This window comes from Yersinia sp. IP36721 (assembly GCF_003634395.1).
Lineage (GTDB): Bacteria > Pseudomonadota > Gammaproteobacteria > Enterobacterales > Enterobacteriaceae > Yersinia > Yersinia entomophaga.
This window is the reverse complement of sequence record NZ_QCZL01000042.1, coordinates 1-20,007: the sequence shown is the minus strand read 5'-3', so window position 1 is coordinate 20,007 and position 20,007 is coordinate 1. Positions and strand designations below refer to the sequence as shown.

The window sequence follows — 20,007 nt, the reverse complement described above, 5'->3', positions numbered from 1 at the left end:
GATCAACCCCCTGCAGTTTATGAAAGTGCCTGGTTCATGAGGCACGCTACCGTCTAGGAAACTGGGGTCTATTCAAACCTCAACAATCTTTGCATTCTCAACCCTTCCGGCTACGTTAATGTCATAAGCAATCATCACATATCCTTCTTTATCGTGCGCCCAAGCACAGGAAGGAAATATTTCAATATTTCGCTCGATTAACTGCGGAAAATTTGCGACTTGATATTGAATCATTCGCATTTGCTGTAATTTGAAACAGAGATGAAATACACAATACCAGAAGCCCAATCTTCATTTTATTTTTTATGGATCTATTGCCCTTCTTATTTCCACAATTAACGATAGTAGTAATAAAGATAAGGGTATAATTGGTAATGTAGATCAATATCGCGATGTTGTTCGTTTAAATCGTTCAGCTTTGAAATAAATATCACAAAGAGTACCAATAGATGCTCTTTGTGATATTTACGCAGTGATAGTGATATTGCTTGAGGCAGTTTTAGCGCCATCATTCGTGGTGAATGTGATTATCGCTGTGCCAACGGCAACGCGAGTGACTAGGCCACTTGAGCTAACCGCTGCTTTGGTCGCATAGCAGCTTGTCCATACGCCAGTTTTATTTGTCGCAGCAGTTGGGGAGACGTTCGGTGTTAATTGAACAGTCGAACCCGCTACACCGCTACTCGTTGCCGGGATCATAGTTACACTGGTGACTGTAATTGCCGAGTCATCAACGAAAGTGACCGAATCCGCAACCTTCCATTCACCGGAGCAAGTAGCGAAGTCTGAACTCCATGACGTGGTGTTGAAGTAACCCATGATGTAAGAGCCATAATCCACGCCAAAGAAATCGAAGCGAAATGCCTGAAATCATGTTCGAAGAGGCCTGTTTACTCTGGATTGACGAGAAATCAGAGAAGCGATCTGTCGACACAGATAAAAACCTTAGCGGCGGAGGCTGCTCATCTTTCATTAATGGAGTCGATAATGAGAACCGCCGAGAGAGTGGAGATGGCTAGCTAAGGCAGGACTGTTCAAACAAAGTCCCTCGACCAAAGAACAAACGCATCCGTTGGCTTGAACCCTATGAGGCAATCAGATGAATAAATAAATGCCCAGAGCCACTGAAGTCTGAAGTTCGCTTAGCTCTTTCTACCGACCTAGGCCGCTCCAATATAATCAACCGGGACTGGCAACAGATAGATATGCAAAGGAAGGTTGCCTGGATGAACCTGGAAGATAGCAAATCAGAAAGACTATTGGCTAAGCCCTAAATGACACTGTCGCAAAATTTCGTAGGGAACAAATAGGGAAGCTTGATAAATATATCTTTGTTCGCATTCATGCTTCAAATAGATCCGAGGGGTCACTAACACCGGAAATAAGGAAATTGAGAATTGAGAATTGAGAATTGAGAATTGATCGTAACAGAGCTTGGTATTCGGCATGAGAGAGCGGGAATAAATAATTTTAGATTTCGTGATTTAAGGCATACGTGAGCAAGCTGGCTAGTCTAATCTGGAGTTCCTATTTCTGCATTAAAAGAAATGGGCGGATGGGAATCAATTTAAATGGTTAAGAAATATGCAAATCTTTCACCAAATCATTTAAATAAACATGCCAGAAAAATAGACTCAATATTTAATCACTGGGTCCCAAATATGTCCCGTGGAATAGATTTTAAATTAAAGACTAATTCTAATTGATTGATTTCGTTGGTGGGTCGTGCAGGGTTCGAACCTGCGACCAATTGATTAAGAGTCAACTGCTCTACCAACTGAGCTAACGACCCAACGCGAGAATTATTCTCCTGTTGGCTGTGGGTGTCAAACACTTCATCCCATTTTTTTGCCTATCATATGCTCTATATGGCGACAACTCATTAATTAAGCGAGTAACGCAGGCGATTATTGTTAGTTGTCAGGGAACATGGTGTAATTCTAATTATTGTGATGCAGTTAACAAATATCACTGAGTGAAATTTAAACAGTAGCCATCATGCAATATGGAGAATATTGTATGAAAAATGTTACTAGTATATTAAATGTAATCTATCTTCATTAATGCATGCCCCAAATGACAGAGTTCGACAGACAGAGTAAATAATCCAAAGAGCCAATTTAGAGCTCAAAAAAACATCACAACACAGGAAGAGGGAATGGGAAAGATGGTAGACCAATCCAAGATAGCAATAAAATCGGAACAAGAGCCAGAAGAACACCTCCAGAGAAACCTTTCCAACCGCCATATTCAGTTAATTGCCATCGGTGGTGCTATTGGCACCGGGCTGTTTATGGGATCGGGGAAAACCATCAGTCTGGCTGGCCCATCAATCATTTTCGTCTACATGATCATCGGCTTCATGCTGTTTTTCGTCATGCGAGCCATGGGAGAATTGCTGTTATCCAATCTGAAATATAAATCTTTCAGCGATTTTGCCGCCGACCTTCTGGGTCCGTGGGCTGGTTTCTTTACCGGTTGGACCTATTGGTTTTGTTGGGTAATAACCGGTATAGCCGATGTGGTGGCAATTACCGCCTATGCGCAATTTTGGTTCCCAGGCTTCTCACAGTGGATCGCTTCTTTGCTAGTCGTTCTATTACTGCTATCTCTGAATCTCGCCACGGTAAAAATGTTCGGGGAAATGGAGTTCTGGTTTGCCATGATTAAGATTGTGGCTATCGTCGCTTTGATTTTTGCCGGTTTAACCATGGTATTAATGAGCTACCAGTCTCCGTCAGGCACCGTGGCCTCGTTCAACCACCTGTGGAATGATGGCGGCATGTTCCCGAAAGGAATTAGCGGTTTCTTTGCTGGGTTCCAGATTGCCGTATTTGCTTTCGTGGGAATTGAGCTAGTTGGCACCACTGCCGCAGAAACCAAAGATCCGGAAGTCGTCTTACCTCGCGCAATTAACTCTATCCCTATTCGGATTATCATGTTCTATGTATTTTCTTTGATCATGATTATGTCGGTTACCCCGTGGAGTTCCGTGGTGGCTGATAAAAGTCCATTCGTGGAGCTGTTTGTCTTAGTCGGCCTGCCTGCAGCAGCTAGCGTGATTAACTTTGTCGTACTAACCTCTGCGGCCTCTTCCGCCAACAGTGGCGTATTCTCCACCAGCCGTATGCTGTTTGGTTTGGCTAAAGAAGGCGATGCACCTAAACAATTTGGGGTGTTATCTCGCCGCTCGGTTCCGGCTTCCGGCTTAACCTTTTCATGTATTTGCCTATTAGGCGGAGTCGTTCTTATTTATCTGATTCCTAACGTTATGACAGTATTTACGTTGGTCACCACCGTATCTGCGATTCTGTTTATGTTCGTTTGGACCATCATTTTGTGTTCTTATCTGGTATATCGCAAACGTCGCCCTGCCCTGCACAAAAAATCCATTTATAAAATGCCTGCAGGTATTCTTATGTCTTGGGTTTGTATGGCGTTCTTTGCCTTTGTATTAGTGTTACTGACTTTGCAGGAAGATACCCGCCAGGCGCTAATTGTCACGCCGTTGTGGTTTGTTATTCTTGCAGTGTCCTACACTCTCCTGAAAAAACGCAGAACCCGTTTGTATGATAATAAATAGCCCGTTGGAATGATTGGCTGATAAGCCAGACCATTTAAAGGTGATAAAAAAGCGTGGTATTGGGTCAGCCAAAACCACGCTTTCTTTTCTCTCTTCATCTGGGATTATTATGTTATTTATATAGATAAGCTTAATAGTAATCTACTCACCTTTATTCTCCCTGCCCCTCCCTGCTATCGATGCTTTCTTTCTTCTAACACATATTGAAACTACAGTAACAAGCTGTCTAAACTAATACGATCACCCACAGGATAATTGTCGACGTAATACCTGAGGGTCTGAATGAATTGTTCCCTTAATACTTAACCAGCCTCGTTCTGAAAATTTCACACCTAGAATCACCATTTCATCCGCGCTATTAACCTCAATAGGTCCCCAGACTTCTCCATCGATAAAGAAACGTTTAATCAGCCATCCATTTACCACAACTTGCACTATCGTGAGGCACCCATCTGCGTCGCGGCACAATATTGAGTCCATAAATATCCTATTTAATTAAACCTTAGCGCCAAGCATAGCCGATATATAAATGCGGTACGGAGAGCAATAACAAGGTGGGATCTGGGTCACCGTCATAAGTAAAAACAAGTGTCGTTATGTGAGTATTCAACGGATAATTACGCTGTCAGGTTGGTGTCCTATGGCTGTCATCCTAGTGTCAGGTGCTTGTCGTGGTGACATCTTCCGCATCGTTCTATGCTGGGAGAACACACCTTATTATCAGGAAGAAAGATATGGCCATTTATCGGGTTCGAGAGCTCAGACTGGCACGAGGTTGGTCACAAGAACAGTTGGCAGAAATGGCCTCCCTAAGCGTTCGTACCATACAACGTATTGAAAATGGCGAACAAGCTAGCCTTGAAACTTTAAGCGCTATTGCCGCTGTTATGGAATTGAAGGTGAATGAGCTGTATTTAGTTAATGAACAAGGCGAAACCGCAGGAGAAAATAAGGAAGCGACTGACCCTATCGATCAGCGTGTTGAAAATGCGCGTCTGGCCGTTGAAAAAGAGATGAACTTCTTCCGCAGATTGTTTCGCTCGCTAATACTTTGCCTGTTCCTGTTTGTGATTAACTGGTTCACCTCTCCTCAGTATTACTGGATCGGGTGGGTAGTATTAGGATTCGGTATCTCTTTGTCCATTCAGGCAATCAATATTTTTGTTCTGGGTAATTGGATGGACCGCTGGCAGCAGAAGCGACTACAAAATAAATTGCGTAAACCTTAAATCATCCCACACTTTAAGCATCATCACATTTAAAGCTAAAAATACGCCGGTCTATGCAGTTGCGCCTGTGCCTTATTGGAGTATGTTTAATAAGAGTCTTATGTGCTCACTATTATCCCTTCATCAACATCATCCTATAGAAAATTGGAGAACGGCGAGATGGCGAAAATTTTAGTGCTTTATTACTCTATGTACGGACATATCGAAACGCTGGCAGAGGCCATCGCAGAAGGGGTTCGCAGAGTTGATGGCGTAGAGGTGATGGTAAAACGCGTACCGGAAACCATGCCTGCCGAAGCCTTCGCCAAGGCGGGTGGGAAAATCAATCAGTCGGCGCCAGTCGCCACGCCGCAGGAATTAGCGGACTACGATGGAATCATCTTCGGTACGCCTACCCGTTTCGGTAACATGGCGGGACAAATGCGCACTTTCCTTGACCAAACTGGTGGTTTATGGGCATCCGGCGCGTTATATGGCAAAGTTGCCAGCGTTTTTGCCTCAACCGGTACCGGCGGAGGACAAGAACACACCATCTCATCTACCTGGACGACCTTGGCACACCACGGTTTTATTATTGTACCAATCGGCTACGGTGCACCGGAACTGTTTGATGTCTCGCACACTCGCGGTGGTACGCCATATGGCGCAACCACGATCGCTGGCGGAGACGGTTCACGTCAGCCAAGCAATGAAGAGTTAGCCATTGCCCGCTTCCAGGGTGAGCATGTCGCAAAAATCACCGCTAAATTAAATAGTTAATATCAAATGGGCATCGCACGTTTTTTGCGGCGCCCTCCTTTTCTGTCAATCGTCGCTATCTGGCGCTATAAAGCGGCAGAAGATAGTTGATCCAGTTGAATGACTCGCTGTGCCGACGCAATCGTCGAAGGTCTATGGGCAATCATAATTCGCGTAATATTCAGTGAAGCAATACTCAAGTTAATCGCTGCTTCGTTAATGAGATCGAGATGGCTGGTGGCTTCGTCCAAAAATAGAATGCTCGGGCGGCGGTACAAAGCTCTGGCAATCAGCAAGCGCTGTTTTTGCCCTCCTGACAAACTCCCTCCCAATTCGCTGATAATACTTTCGTAGCCCATAGGCATGCTGTCGATATCGTCATTAATATTGGCATATCGGGCACAGGCAATCACCCATTCCATATCGATATTTTTATCAAAACTGGCAATATTCTCAGCGATAGAACCGGAAAATAATTTGTCCTCCTGTAAGACGCAGGCTATACAATCCCGATAATTATTCAGCCCTAACGCGTTTATCTCCACCCCATTAATCAATACCTCCCCTTTAGTGGGAATCAACAGACCGGAAATAATATTCATCAGCGTTGTTTTTCCAATCCCTGATGGTCCAACCAAGGCCACGCTTTCGCCAGCGGCAATTGTCAGCGTCAGTTCTGAGAATAACGGTTTGGAAAATGGATCGTATTGGAAGGACAAATTACGAATTTTCAGCTCCGCGGGTTCACCGCGTTTGATAAAGGTCCGAGTAGGTTTTAATACCTCCCCCTCAGACAAAGCAATATCCGAAATGCGCTCGCAGTGCAACGTTAACATAGTCAAGCTAAACGCCAGATTGATCAAATTCGATGCCCGCTCAGCAAATTGTCCGCGGAAAGTGTTGAAGGCAAAATACATCCCCAACGTCATATTCCCATCCATTACCAGAGAGGCACCGATCCAGAGAATAATAATCTGCTCTAACATGCCAATCAGTGAGTTAACCCCACCAAACAACATATTAAGTTTAGTAATATGAATAGTTGCGTTTACAGCCTCAATGCTGAGATTGAGCCAATTCTGAGCGCGAATGGCCGTTAGGCCGAGTGCCTTAATCGTAGAGACGCCGTAGAAAGTTTCCATAAAGTGCGTTTTGGCCTTCGCATCTTTAATAATTTGTTCTTCCGACGCCTGGCGAAAATAATAATAAGTTAACAAGCGCAGCAAAATATAGATTGAAGTAAATCCTAGAGCAACCCAGACCAGCCAGCCGCCATAGAGAATCATCATAATGAGTAATCCGACGGCCATAATCCCGTCAATAATCGCGCTGACTATGCTGGTTGTTAGCGTCACTCTCAGTGTTGCTAATGAATCAAAACGCGATTGAATATCACCCAAGCTGCGTTTTTTAAAGAACGACAGCGGTAAAGTCATCAAATGATCGAATAAACCGGCCTTCCACTGCACATCAACCAGCGAATCTAACACTATAGAAAACCAGGATCTGAATACGCTGGTGAAGGTGCGGAACAGCGTAAAAAAGACTAACCCCATACAGATTAGTGCCAGTAAATTATAATCTTCAGCGTTTATGACATGGTCGATAACCAGCTGCGTACCAACTGGTATCAATAAATTAATAGATTCAATCAACAGAGACAGGCAAAAAATCTTAATCAGGAACCCTTTTAGTCCCCGAATATTCTTTATTAGATCAGCCAGTTTTAAACGACTCTTTTGTGTTTTCTGGCTGAAGTCGCTGGCTGGCCACAGTTCCAACGCCACACCGGTAAAGTGTTTGGAAAACTCGTTTTTTGATATCACTTTCCTTCCTGTTGCCGGATCGTGAATAACTACCGAAGATGCCCTAACCGTAACCAATACGACAAAATGATTAAGATCCCAATGTAAGACACAAGGGGTTTTAAGCTGATCAATTTCCTCTATATCTAATGATAGCGCTCGTGTTTTAAGCTTAAGCGCAGTGGCAATATCAACTAGGTGAGCTAAGGTCGCCCCTTGGAGAGATATTCCGTATTGCTTACGTAAATTAAACAAATCCACATGAAATCCGTGAAATCCACAGACCATGGCCAGGCAGGCAAGGCCGCATTCAGCGGCCTCTGTCTGTATTATTCTGGGCACCCGCCGACGAAAATTAAAATCCAGGCGACTAAAAAGATCCTTCACCGTTAATTTATCCATGAATCGGCCCACCTACGCTTTTTTTCATGTCATAGAACGGTGAAAACATCCATTTATACAATGGTCTTTTCTCCATAAATATCGTTGCCTGCGCCGTTAAACCGTTGGAGAGTTGCAATTGTCGTCCCTGATATAAAAGCGATTGGTCATCCATTGCGACTAGCGTCTTGTAGTAGGCCGTTCCTATATTACGATTCGCTCCTTTGGGAATATTGTTATAAGTGGACATTTCTTGAGAGGATGCAGGAACGGCTGAAATAGAAATAATATGTCCGGAAAACTGGCCAAATTTTTCAAATGGAAAAGCGTCATAACGGATATTGATTCCGTCTCCGGGCTTAACATAGGGGGAGCTACTGGTAGGTATCCATAATACCAGGCGATATTGCTTCTTTTCCTTTGGGGTTAACTGAGCCAAACTGTCGCCGAGATTAACCATTTGCCCCGGCGTTACGCTCAATGATTCTATTTTTCCGTCTATGGGCGCATTGATAACCAACATACCGCTCGATTCAGCCAAAGTGAGCTGCCGCTGAAGTTCGATACGCTGATACTGATACTGAGAAATCTGATTATCAAAATCAGCCAAGCGAATATTCTTTTCAGTTAGGAGGGTCGTTAGCTGGGTATTTTCCTGCATACTTTGACGATATAGACTTTGATAGGCATTTTGCTGCTGATAAAATATTGCTCGCTGATTAGCCAACTGATCTTTGCTGATGAGCCCTTTTTTTTGATATTCCTGATAGTTATCTAAAGTACGCTGCATCTCAGCCACGCCTTTCTTAGAGGCTTCAATGAGCTTAAGTGACTCCTGATAAGCATGTGAATTTTGCTCTATCTGTTTTTCCAGATTCATCTCAATTGAGAATTTATTTTCTTTTACTCGTCGAATAAGATTATCCAGTTCAATAATTTGTTTTTCTATGGATGCCATATTTTTACCGCTCACATTACCGGAATCTGTTACCCTGCTAATATCAATTTGATAAATCTGCTGCCCTTTTTTTACGTTCTGCCCAACGCTAACCAGGGATTGCGTAATAAATCCCTGTTGAGGGGAAAACAGATTTATAGCGTGAGATTCGGTAATAATCTCTCCGGCAATATTAATCCTTCTCGTATATTCACCAAAAGTAAGTAACGTAACAAGCATAAGAATAATAGCAACAGATACGGTTAAAACAATCCAGGGTGAAACGCCTTTTATTAACAGCGCCTTACCGTTCCATTTTGTTTTCCCATTATCCAATACTTCTTTCCGAAATATACTTTCTCTGGTCATAACGTTATGCTCTAAAGAGTTGATAATGTTTCCATATCATTTACTACGTTTGTAATAAAAAAATCCACCTCGAGATCAGCGTAGTCATACCCAAATGACATATCACTCGTCATTGATTTTCTTACTTGTTATTCCCCTAGGCCTCTAACCGTATAAAAATCACCATCGCAGCGTCCATTAAAAAATAACCATCAGCTATATAAATAGCCACGGCCATAAATGCACCGTAGCTAACTCTATTGTTAATGATAAAAGGGTGATCAATGAATATTAGCTTAGATGCAATACCAATTGATAATTAAAACCACAATATCATCAAGTTTGACTCATTAATATCTTTGATAAAACTGAAGGCTCATCGGCGTTGGTATGAGAGTTCCCTGCTGGAAAGGTTCAGTAGCAACAGGAATAGGATCCAGTGTAGGCATAACCCCTGGATTATCAATCGGAGTGACAGGCGTTGACACTGAAGGTGGCATACCATTGTTGTACGGATTAAATGCGATTGTAACCGTAGAATTATTGATCGTAATACCGTTTGCGCCAGAAACTAAGTGAGATTCTTCTCTAGTCATTTGTTTCATAAATACCTCCATTAATATAATTGATAAGTTTAGTGTGATGATATCTAAATGCTTAATCTCGCAGCTGCCATTCTAAATTAAAGTAATTAGAAATATTAACAACGACCTATTATGTAAGGTTGTGTTTTGACAACGTTACATATTTACATAACGTAAAAACCATATGAAGATACCTGGTTCATTTAAGATAAAAAACATATACCATTGATAAATAACCCATACCAATGACACAGACAGAATTATTTTAAAATAAATATAAAAAAACAAAAAAATCAACCCGTTAATTGAGGAGCAGAAAGCGAATGTTCGTTTTGATGGGAGACTTACAGGTGGAAGGGTTGTTATTTTTTATCACTCACAATCATTAAAAAATAATTTAATCTATGCCGATTAATCTAGCCGTTGATAAAAATTTAAGTTTGATTGTTATTACAAAACATTCATTACAATCAGTAAAAAAATAGCTGCGATATCATCAGATACCGCAGCCATACAGACACTCAATGACCGACAATAATTACGATTCCAGCAAACCCTGAGCCAGATAATGATTCGCATCAGGTACGCCCGGCAGGCTAAAAAAATACCCCCCGCCAATAGGTTTGACATACTCTTCCAGCGCTTCACCGTTTAGCCGTTTTTGCACCGCCAGAAAGGCTTTTTCCAGATTGGACTGATAGCAGACAAACAGCAGTCCCATATCCAACTGGCCGGAGTTTGATACACCCAATGAATAGCTGTAACCACGGCGTAGCATCAGGTTTTCCTGAGTTTCGACGGTACGTGGATTCGCCAGGCGAATATGAGCATCCATTGGAATAACTTTACCGTCTGGATCTTTGGCGTAATCCGGCTCATCATGTTCATGAACCATACCCAAAGGTGCCCCGCTGTGTTTATCCCGGCCAAAAATCGTTTGTTGCTCCTGCAAAGGCGTTCGATCCCAAAACTCCACCTTAAAGCGGATAATACGCGCTGCCTGATAGCTGCCGCCCACCGCCCAGGCTGGCTCTCCCACATTGTCCGGCACCCAAACCACCCGGCTGATCAAAGGTACATCACTGGTTTTGGGATTTGCCGTACCGTCTTTGAAGCCCAGCAGATTGATCGGTGTTTCCTTTCCTTTACTGCGCGCAGAATGGGCAGAAATAAAGCCTTCTCGTTTCCAACGCACGCTAAGTAAATCCGGCGTATGCTTGATAATATCCCGCAGCGCGTGAATCACCGTTTCGTTGGTATTAGCGCAGATTTGCAGCAGAATATCACCGTGACACAGGCTTGCATCTAGTGAATCGTTAGGAAAACGGGTCATTTTCTGCAAATGCAGCGGTTTCTTCGCCTGCAGACCAAAACGTTCATCGAACAATGAGTTACCGACCGACACGGTGATAGTCAAATTGTCGGGATAAATTTCTGGCCCGATAATTCCCGAGTCCAGCGGCGGCAGCTTAGGATCAACTTCCGGCGCACGCCCGCCGCCGGTGAGAAAAGCAATTCTTTGGGTCAACAGTTTAAATAAACGCGTCAGATCCGCAGGTGTCGTGGCTAAAACGTCAAAGGCCACCAGCATCATGGCTGCTTGCTGCGGCGTTAAAATCCCTGCCTGATGCGCGCCGTAAAACGGCTGTTTTTGCCAACGCTCATCTTTCTTTTCAGCGGTCATGTCAGAACCTGCCGTTGCCGCCTGAGCCGCTTTATTCGTCCCCAGTGCCAATGCGCCGCTCATCACGCCCATGCCCAATAACAAGCGTCTGCGCGAAGGCGATTCCGCCCCATCTGATGGCTGAGACGGCCCATTTAATGGGTCGATTTTCATTACCATGTTAACAACCTCAATCCAGACCCAACACGCCGCGCAGCTGTGCCAAATCTTCCGCCAATGCGGTAATAGGGCCTTTCATAGCATTACGGTCAGCGTCAGTCAGTTTTTCATAGGATTCGAAGCCGTCTTTGGTTCGATATTTAGCCAGCAATGTATCAACGGTTTTGAAATTGGCATCAATTTTTTGCAATAGTGGTTTATCGGCTTTCTCCAGCAATGGACGCAGTAAATTCACTATCTTCTGAGCACCGTCTACGTTTGCCTGGAAATCCCACAAATCGGTGCGGCTATAGCGATCTTCTTCACCGCTAATTTTGCTGGCCGCGATTTCTTCAATCAGCCCTGCCGCGCCGCCCGCCACTTTACCCGGCGCAAATGTCAGATCTTTAATACGTTTTTGCAGCTCTAATGTGTCCTGATACAAACGCTCGGCAAATTTATCCGCCCCTATGGTGGTGTTATCCCCGAACAGGATTTTTTCCAGACGATGGAAACCGGTGAAGTTAGGATCGGCGGCTTTCTGCTCGAAATCATCTTCGCGAGCGTCAATGCTGCCGTCCAGATCGGAGAACAACTCGGCAATAGGTTCAATCCGCTCGTAGTGCTGACGAGTTGGGGCATACAGCTGGCGTGCCAGCGCTAAATCACCTTTTTTCACTGCATCGGTAAAGGCTTTAGTTTGAATCACCAACTGATTAACTTCTTGTATGACATACACTTTGTATTCCGCAATCGGCCCGACTAACGCCATAGCGTCAGGTTTAGTCGCTACTGCACCTTCGGTGGCGGTGACGGTCAGTTTGCCTTTCGGATTACTCAGCAGCCCGCAGGTCATGTCGTATTCACCCGGTTCCAGATTAGCCGTCATTTTTTGCGTAAAGCCCGGTGCGATGTTTTCACGTTCTTCAACAACCATCACGCCTTTCAGAATTTCCCACTCCAGCCCTTTTTGGCTGGCATTGTGTACCACAAACTGAGTTTTTCGCGCCGGAATGGTCAGCGCCATTGGCTCACACTGTTTATCATTAACAGTAATTTTTATTTGCGGAACTTTAGCATCAGCAGCCTGCGCGCCGGCGCTGATAGCGAAAGCGGGCAACGCCAACAGCGCGGCGTGCAGTGCGGTACGACGGAAGAACCGATTAGACATGTCATGACTCCCTGACCTAAAAATAAGATTAATGGTTGGTTTTATTCGCAGATCGAGCACCGGATGCGGCCAGTTCGCGCTGCGGTAGGAAAAAGAAAATCAATGCTGGGATCAGATAGATAAAGTAAACGGCAACTTCACTGACGCTCGGCGCTTCCTGATAGCCCAATATACCTTCCAGGAAGGTACCCAGTAGGCTATGCGTTGACAGCACATTAGTCAGATCGAAGGCGATATCTTGAAAATGGTTCCAAAGTCCCGCTTCATGGAATGCGCGAATGGCTCCGGCAGCCAAACCGGCGGCAACAAAGAGGATAAATAGACTGGTCCATTTAAAGAATTTGGCCAGATGCAATTTCACGCCGCCCCAGTAAATTGCCATACCGACAATAATGGCGCAGGTTAACCCTAAAATAGCGCCAATAGGTGCACCAATGCCGACGTCCTGCTGGAAAGCAGCTAATAAAAAGAATACCGATTCCAGACCTTCACGCGCCACGGCAAAAAATACCATTGCCACCAGCGCCCAGCCCTGACGACGACCCGAGTTTAGGGCGTGATCGATAGCTCCTTCCAAATGAACCTTGACCGATTTGGATACCTTGCGCATCCAGAACACCATATAGGTCAATATGCAAACGGCAACCGCCGCCACTATACCTTCAAACAGTTCTTGCTGTTTCTGCGGGAATTCACCGGTGGTTTCATTAATAAAGATACCCAACCCAAGACAGAGCGCTACAGCAACAATAACGCCGGCCCAGACGGCTCCCATCCATTGACCGCGTTGGGTGCGTTTCAGGTAGCTGGCAATCAGGCTGACAATCAGCGCGGCTTCAAGACCTTCGCGAAACATAATAAGAAATGGGACAAACATGCTTAACACCCCTGATGGTGGGTAACGTCAATTTAAGTAAAGAAAGGTAAAACTCACTAGCGATATTGATTATCAATCCAGCGATAAAAAAAGTAAAACTTAAAACGATAGTGATTATCATTCTGCCATCGGGAAATTCAAGGAACTCGTTCGGATTGTTGCCAATAAATATGTCTGATTATTTCAGGGATACGAATTTATAAGAGCGGACTGGTTGGGGAAATATTGTGTCATGGAGGTTAGATAAATAAGGAAGGCGCTCACTGCCTGCCTGAACGGACAGTGAGCGAATCGAAAGGCTTAAATGGTTTTGAATTCTGCTTCGGCTTTATGGAAACGATCGGTCACAATTTTCGAGGGTTCACGGCCTAACAGGCTGACAACCACAATGGCGATACTGGCGAAAATAAAGCCCGGAATGATTTCGTATAACCCGAACCACGCGAACTTATTCCAGATAATCACTGTTCCTGCGCCAACCAGCATCCCGGCCAGCGCACCGTTACGAGTCATGCGTGACCACATCACGGAAATCAATACCACGGGGCCGAAAGCCGCGCCGAAACCTGCCCAAGCGTTGCTCACCAGACCCAGAACTTTGTTTTCCGGATCGGCGGCGATGGCAATAGCGATAACCGCAACCAACAACACCATCATACGGCCAACCCATACCAGTTCTTTCTGGCTGGCATTTTTACGCAGGAAGGCTTTATACAAATCTTCTGTAATCGCACTGGAACACACCAGCAGCTGGCAGCTTAAGGTACTCATGACCGCAGCCAAAATAGCGGACAGCAGAATACCGGCAATCCACGGATTAAACAGCAACATCGCCAACTCGATAAAGATACGTTCGCCGTTTTCGGAAACACGTCCCGCCAACTCTGGGTTTTGCTGGAAGTAAGCAATACCGAAGAAACCCACGGCAATGGTGCCCGCCAGACACAAAATCATCCAGGTCATGCTTATACGACGTGCCTTACGGATGGTGTGATGGGAATCTGCCGCCATAAAACGAGCCAAAATATGCGGTTGACCAAAGTAGCCCAGACCCCAGCCCAACAGCGACAGGATTGCGACAATATTCAGCCCTTTCAGCATATCCAGATTGGCGGCGTCCTTGGCTTTAATCACCATAATCGAGGTATCGATGCCGCCCACGGCCAGAATGACAATAATTGGCGTCAATATCAGAGCAAAAATCATCAGGGTAGCCTGAACGGTATCGGTCCAGCTCACGGCGAGGAAGCCGCCGATAAAGGTATAGGCGATGGTTGCGGCGGCACCGGCCCACAGCGCGGTGCTGTAACTCATGCCGAAGGTGCTTTCAAACAACAGCGCACCAGCTACAATCCCGGACGCACAGTAAATAGTGAAGAACACCAAAATCACTACGGCAGAAATCACCCGCAGCAGTTTGCTTTTATCTTCAAAACGGCTAGTGAAATAATCCGGCAGCGTTAACGCATTATTGTTGGCCTCGGTTTGCACGCGCAAACGGCCGGCCACCAGTTTCCAGTTCAGATAGGCACCCAAAGTCAGGCCGATAGCGATCCAGCTTTCGGAAATACCGGACAGAAAAATCGCGCCGGGTAGCCCCATCAACAGCCAGCCGCTCATATCAGAGGCACCGGCAGAAAGTGCAGTCACTACGCTGCCTAAGCTGCGTCCACCTAAAATGTAATCGTCAAAGTTATTCGTCGCCCGGTAGGCCATAAGACCAATAATTATCATTCCAAATATATAAACGAGAAATGTCACCAGCATTGGTGTGTTCATCATCATGCAACGTCTCCATAGTGCGTTTTATACGTTTTAATACTTCCGTTTTTCATTAATACATCAGTTTAAAAACACCTCGCCAGCGATGGCAGGGTGTCTAGTTCAGTGCGAATGCCGGAACGTAGCATTAGGTTGCACCTGAGATGATTTATCATCGAAACTAATTTGTCGCGCTGACTATCCTAGAGGACTCTCTTCTTTAGCAACAACTCTTTCAACAAAAAATTTACATAAAATTTACCCTACATCACATTTACAATAGTTCCCGGTTTCACCTTGCACCCTAAAGTGAGTTGCACCCTGAGCAAAACCCGTAGAAACCCTGTGTTTAGTAATGTTAACCCCCTCCCAATGAAAACAAAGTAATAACTGCGCCCAGAAAGAATGTTAAAAATCCGACTAATTTCACAGTTCGTTAATTGCCCTGATTTAACATGGTTGCACAAAGTTGCAACATGCTAGATATTGTGACGAATAAAAAACATAACTCCCTTAATTTAGGACAGGAGCCAGACGGCATGGGCAGCACAACAATGGGCGTGAAACTCGATGAGGCGACACGCGATCGTATTAAAACGGCAGCACAACGAATTGATCGCACACCGCACTGGCTGATTAAGCAGGCCATATTTAACTATCTGGAACGCCTGGAAAATGGCGCTGATATGCCAGAAATTCCAGCGTTGGCAACGGCTTCCCCTGCTGAAAAGGACGACATTATGCCGCAATCGGTGGAAACAGCCCACCAACCATTCCTTGATTTTGCAGAACATATACTGCCGCAGTCTGTCACCCGTGCCGCCATCACCGCCGCCTATCGCCGCCCGGAAACCGAAGCCATCCCAATGTTGCTGGAACAGGCGCGTTTGCCGGCCGATCTGGCCGATGCGACCCACAAACTGGCCTACGGTATTGCCGAGAAGCTGCGCAACCAGAAAAGTGCCAATGGCCGCGCCGGCATGGTGCAAGGTCTGTTGCAGGAATTCTCTCTTTCTTCTCAGGAAGGGGTGGCGCTAATGTGTCTGGCGGAAGCGCTACTGCGTATTCCGGATAAACCGACTCGTGATGCGCTGATCCGCGATAAAATTAGCAACGGTAACTGGCATTCCCATTTGGGCCGCAGCCCGTCACTGTTTGTTAACGCGGCAACCTGGGGTTTGCTGTTCACCGGCCGTCTGGTCTCCACTCATAATGAAGCTAAACTCTCCAGCTCTCTGAACCGTATTATCGGTAAAGGCGGCGAACCATTGATCCGCAAAGGCGTGGATATGGCGATGCGCCTGATGGGCGAGCAATTTGTCACCGGTGAAACCATCGCCGAAGCGCTGGCCAACGCCCGCAAGTTGGAAGATAAAGGTTTCCGTTATTCTTACGATATGTTGGGTGAAGCGGCGCTGACCGAAGCCGATGCGCAGGCTTATCTGATTTCCTATCAGCAGGCAATTCACGCTATCGGCAAAGCCTCTAATGGCCGTGGGATTTATGAAGGGCCGGGTATTTCCATCAAACTTTCTGCCCTGCACCCGCGCTATAGTCGCGCTCAATACGAGCGGGTGATGGATGAGTTATACCCTCGCCTACTGTCCCTGACATTACAGGCTCGTCAGTATGATATTGGTATCAATATCGACGCCGAAGAGGCGGATCGTCTGGAGATCTCCCTCGATCTGCTGGAAAAACTGTGTTTCGAGCCGCAGTTAGCCGGTTGGAACGGTATCGGTTTTGTCATTCAGGCTTATCAAAAACGCTGTCCATTCACCATTGATGCAGTGATTGATATGGCGCAGCGTAGCCGTCGCCGCCTGATGATTCGTTTGGTGAAAGGCGCTTACTGGGATAGCGAAATTAAGCGCGCACAGGTGGAGGGTCTGGAAGGCTATCCGGTGTATACCCGCAAGGTTTATACCGATGTATCTTATCTCGCCTGCGCCCGTAAACTGCTGGCTGTACCAAACCTGATTTATCCTCAGTTCGCCACTCATAACGCACATACTTTGTCCGCAATCTATCATTTGGCGGGCAATAACTATTATCCGGGTCAATATGAATTCCAATGCCTGCACGGCATGGGCGAGCCGCTGTACGAACAAGTGGTAGGAAAAGTGGCCGATGGTAAGCTCAATCGCCCGTGCCGCATTTATGCACCGGTAGGCACCCACGAAACGCTGCTGGCTTATCTGGTGCGTCGTCTGCTGGAAAACGGAGCTAATACCTCGTTTGTAAACCGTATTGCCGATGCAACGCTGCCATTAGATGAGCTAGTCGCCGATCCGGTTGCCGCTGTAGAGGCGCTGGCCGCCGCTGAAGGTCAGCTAGGATTGCCTCATCCACGTATTCCATTACCTCGGGATTTGTACGGAAGTGAGCGCGCCAACTCCAGCGGTTTGGATCTGGCCAATGAACATCGCCTGGCCTCACTATCCAGCGCACTATTAACCAGCGCCACTCAGGCCTGGCTTGCAGAACCTATTATTGATGCCGAACGAGATCAGGGCGGCGTAGAACAACCGGTCATCAACCCGGCAGAACCGAGTGATGTGGTGGGTTATGTCCGTGAAGCCACTACTGATGAAGTCAGCCGCGCATTGGATGCTGCCGCAGCCGCTGGCCCAATCTGGTTTGCCACGCCGCCGACTGAACGCGCCGCCATTTTGGTACGCGCCGCCGAGTTGATGGAGGCTCAAATGCAAAACCTGATGGGCATTCTGGTGCGCGAAGCCGGTAAAACCTTCAGCAACGCCATCGCAGAAGTACGCGAAGCGGTAGATTTCCTGCATTATTACGCCGGAATGGTTCGGGATGATTTTTCGAATGACAGTCATCGCCCACTTGGTCCGGTGGTTTGTATCAGTCCGTGGAACTTCCCTCTGGCCATTTTCACCGGACAGGTTGCCGCAGCCCTGGCCGCAGGTAACAGCGTGCTGGCAAAACCGGCGGAGCAAACTCCGTTGGTCGCTGCTCAGGCGGTGCGTATTCTACTGGAAGCCGGTATTCCGCAGGGTGTATTGCAGCTGTTGCCGGGTCGGGGTGACAGCGTTGGTGCCTTGCTGGTCAATGATGCGCGAGTGCGCGGCGTGATGTTCACCGGCTCCACTGAAGTTGCCAGCATTCTGCAACGTAGCATTGCCGGTCGCCTCGATCCTCAGGGTCGTCCAACGCCGTTAATTGCAGAAACCGGCGGTTTGAACGCGATGATCGTAGATTCTTCCGCCCTGACCGAACAGGTGGTTACCGACGTGGTTGCTTCCGCCTTCGACAGCGCGGGCCAACGCTGCTCTGCCCTGCGTATTCTGTGTATTCAGGAGGACGTGGCTGAGCACACGCTGCAAATGCTGCGTGGCGCTATGGCGGAATGTCGTATGGGTAATCCTGAGCGTCTGTCTACGGACATCGGCCCGGTTATCGATGCAGAGGCCAAAGCCGGTATTGAGCGCCATATTCAGGCGATGCGTGCCAAAGGTCGCAAAGTCTATCAGGCCGCGCAGGCGGATACTCAGGATGAGAAAGAGTGGCAGCGCGGCACCTTTATCAAACCGACGCTGATCGAATTGGAAAGCTTTGACGAGTTGCAAAAGGAAGTCTTTGGCCCGGTACTGCACGTAGTGCGTTTCCAGCGCCAGAATCTCACCGCGTTGGTGGATCAAATCAACGCTTCCGGTTATGGCTTAACGCTGGGTATTCATACCCGAATTGATGAAACCATTGCTCGCGTCACCGATCGCGCTAAAGTCGGCAACCTTTACGTCAACCGTAATATGGTCGGTGCGGTCGTTGGGGTGCAACCATTTGGCGGAGAAGGACTATCCGGCACGGGGCCGAAAGCTGGCGGGCCGCTGTATCTGTATCGTCTGCTGTGTAGTCGTCCGGAAGACGCGGTAACGTCGACCTTGGCGCGTCAGGACAGTGAGCATCCACAGGACGTCACCGCACGTGAATCCCTGCTGACCGCTCATCGCGCACTGATTAGCTGGGCTAATGAACAGAAGCGAAACGATCTCGTTAGCCTGGCTGAACGCTACAGTGACCTGGCTCAGGGCGGAACTATTCGCCTGCTACCGGGGCCAACCGGTGAGCGCAATACCTATGCGCTGCTGCCGCGTGAGCGGGTGCTGTGTCTGGCGGATAATGAGCAAGATGCTTTGATTCAGCTGGCGGCAGTGCTGTCGGTTGGCAGCCAGGTACTATGGCCGGACAGCGGTATTCAGAAGGAATTATTCCGTCGCTTGCCTGCTGCCGTCCAGAGTCGAATGGCCTTGACGCCGGATTGGCAAAGTGAGAAAGCGGTATTTGACGCAGTGATTTATCACGGTGATGCCGATCAACTACGTACCCTGTGCGAGCAAGTGGCGCAGCGGGACGGCGCGATTGTGTCAGTACAGGGCTTCGCGCGCGGTGAAACCAATATTCTGCTGGAGCGTCTGTTAGTGGAGCATTCCCTCAGTGTGAATACCGCCGCGGCCGGTGGCAACGCCAGTTTGATGACTATCGGCTGATAGTTTGATGGTTGGTTTATGTATAAACGGAAAGGCTCTTAGGAGCCTTTTTATTTTTTAGGTTCGGCATCTAAAGCTAGTTTGAGATCGCATCCGGTTTCGATTGATATTATCTTGGTGAATATCTCACCTCCACAGCCTTAACAATCCGCGCCTCCGCACGTATCGCCTGCCCGCTGCGTGGGTTCCCTCACTCATCGTCTCAGCCGCTCAAATGTGCTCTGAAAAATCAAACTCAAGGTCAAAAGCCCTATCAA

13 protein-coding genes, 1 tRNA gene and 1 pseudogene are annotated in these 20,007 nt (G+C 46.9%); 5 read left to right on the top strand and 10 right to left on the bottom strand.

The features are described 5' to 3' along the window. Nucleotides 1-72: 72 nt before the first annotated feature. A complete protein-coding gene (locus tag DBA33_RS19560; RefSeq protein ID WP_240442729.1) occupies nucleotides 73-234 on the bottom strand; it encodes a hypothetical protein in 162 nt (53 codons plus the stop codon). 231 nt (nucleotides 235-465) lie between these two features. Further along, nucleotides 466-819 (bottom strand): Ig-like domain-containing protein, encoded by a 354-nt coding sequence (locus tag DBA33_RS19555; RefSeq protein WP_084414352.1) that lies wholly within the window; start codon nucleotides 817-819, stop codon nucleotides 466-468. A 38-nt stretch (nucleotides 820-857) separates the two neighbouring features. On the opposite strand from DBA33_RS19555, the pseudogene DBA33_RS21040 reads away from it, so the two are divergent. Next, nucleotides 858-1,706: pseudogene (locus DBA33_RS21040) on the top strand (site-specific integrase); the annotation flags it as partial. Between the two features lie 10 nt (nucleotides 1,707-1,716). On the opposite strand, the gene DBA33_RS19540 reads toward DBA33_RS21040, so the two are convergent. Then, nucleotides 1,717-1,792, bottom strand: a tRNA-Lys gene (locus DBA33_RS19540). Nucleotides 1,793-2,167: 375 nt separating this feature from the next. On the opposite strand from DBA33_RS19540, the gene cycA reads away from it, so the two are divergent. From cycA to wrbA, 3 genes are all read left to right on the top strand, one after another. Further along, the gene (cycA, locus tag DBA33_RS19535; protein ID WP_179207950.1) at nucleotides 2,168-3,583 is read left to right on the top strand and encodes a D-serine/D-alanine/glycine transporter; all 1,416 of its coding nucleotides are present in this window, start codon (nucleotides 2,168-2,170) and stop codon (nucleotides 3,581-3,583) included. A gap of 734 nt (nucleotides 3,584-4,317) precedes the next feature. Further along, nucleotides 4,318-4,812 carry a helix-turn-helix domain-containing protein gene (locus tag DBA33_RS19525; RefSeq protein WP_064517709.1) on the top strand — a complete coding sequence of 165 codons (495 nt, stop codon included), beginning with the start codon at nucleotides 4,318-4,320 and terminating at the stop codon, nucleotides 4,810-4,812. Between the two features lie 159 nt (nucleotides 4,813-4,971). Beyond that, complete coding sequence (gene wrbA / locus DBA33_RS19520) at nucleotides 4,972-5,571, top strand: NAD(P)H:quinone oxidoreductase (protein ID WP_064517707.1); 600 nt, start codon at nucleotides 4,972-4,974, stop codon at nucleotides 5,569-5,571. 65 nt (nucleotides 5,572-5,636) lie between these two features. On the opposite strand, the gene DBA33_RS19515 is transcribed toward wrbA, so the two are convergent. The 7 genes from DBA33_RS19515 to putP all read right to left on the bottom strand — a co-directional run bounded on the left by DBA33_RS19515 (nucleotide 5,637) and on the right by putP (nucleotide 15,260). After that, entirely contained in the window at nucleotides 5,637-7,757 is a 2,121-nt protein-coding gene (locus DBA33_RS19515; RefSeq protein WP_120807043.1) for a peptidase domain-containing ABC transporter, read from the bottom strand. Then, on the bottom strand, nucleotides 7,750-9,042 hold the full coding sequence (locus tag DBA33_RS19510) for an HlyD family secretion protein (protein WP_120807042.1): 1,293 nt from the start codon (nucleotides 9,040-9,042) through the stop codon (nucleotides 7,750-7,752). Before DBA33_RS19510 ends, DBA33_RS19515 begins: the two co-directional genes overlap by 8 nt. Before the next feature lie 329 nt (nucleotides 9,043-9,371). Then, a complete protein-coding gene (locus tag DBA33_RS19505; RefSeq protein WP_064517700.1) occupies nucleotides 9,372-9,626 on the bottom strand; it encodes a hypothetical protein in 255 nt (84 codons plus the stop codon). Between the two features lie 517 nt (nucleotides 9,627-10,143). Continuing rightward, the gene (gene efeB, locus DBA33_RS19500) at nucleotides 10,144-11,448 is read right to left on the bottom strand and encodes an iron uptake transporter deferrochelatase/peroxidase subunit (RefSeq protein ID WP_120807041.1); all 1,305 of its coding nucleotides are present in this window, start codon (nucleotides 11,446-11,448) and stop codon (nucleotides 10,144-10,146) included. Between the two features lie 10 nt (nucleotides 11,449-11,458). Beyond that, nucleotides 11,459-12,598 carry an iron uptake system protein EfeO gene (gene efeO / locus DBA33_RS19495; protein WP_120807040.1) on the bottom strand — a complete coding sequence of 380 codons (1,140 nt, stop codon included), beginning with the start codon at nucleotides 12,596-12,598 and terminating at the stop codon, nucleotides 11,459-11,461. A 28-nt stretch (nucleotides 12,599-12,626) separates the two neighbouring features. After that, the gene (gene efeU / locus DBA33_RS19490) at nucleotides 12,627-13,475 is read right to left on the bottom strand and encodes an iron uptake transporter permease EfeU (RefSeq protein ID WP_064517693.1); all 849 of its coding nucleotides are present in this window, start codon (nucleotides 13,473-13,475) and stop codon (nucleotides 12,627-12,629) included. 300 nt (nucleotides 13,476-13,775) lie between these two features. Further along, on the bottom strand, nucleotides 13,776-15,260 hold the full coding sequence (putP, locus tag DBA33_RS19485; protein ID WP_064517691.1) for a sodium/proline symporter PutP: 1,485 nt from the start codon (nucleotides 15,258-15,260) through the stop codon (nucleotides 13,776-13,778). A gap of 515 nt (nucleotides 15,261-15,775) precedes the next feature. Here putP and putA point away from each other — a divergent pair. Beyond that, entirely contained in the window at nucleotides 15,776-19,750 is a 3,975-nt protein-coding gene (putA, locus tag DBA33_RS19480) for a trifunctional transcriptional regulator/proline dehydrogenase/L-glutamate gamma-semialdehyde dehydrogenase (RefSeq protein ID WP_064517689.1), read from the top strand. Nucleotides 19,751-20,007: the final 257 nt, after the last annotated feature.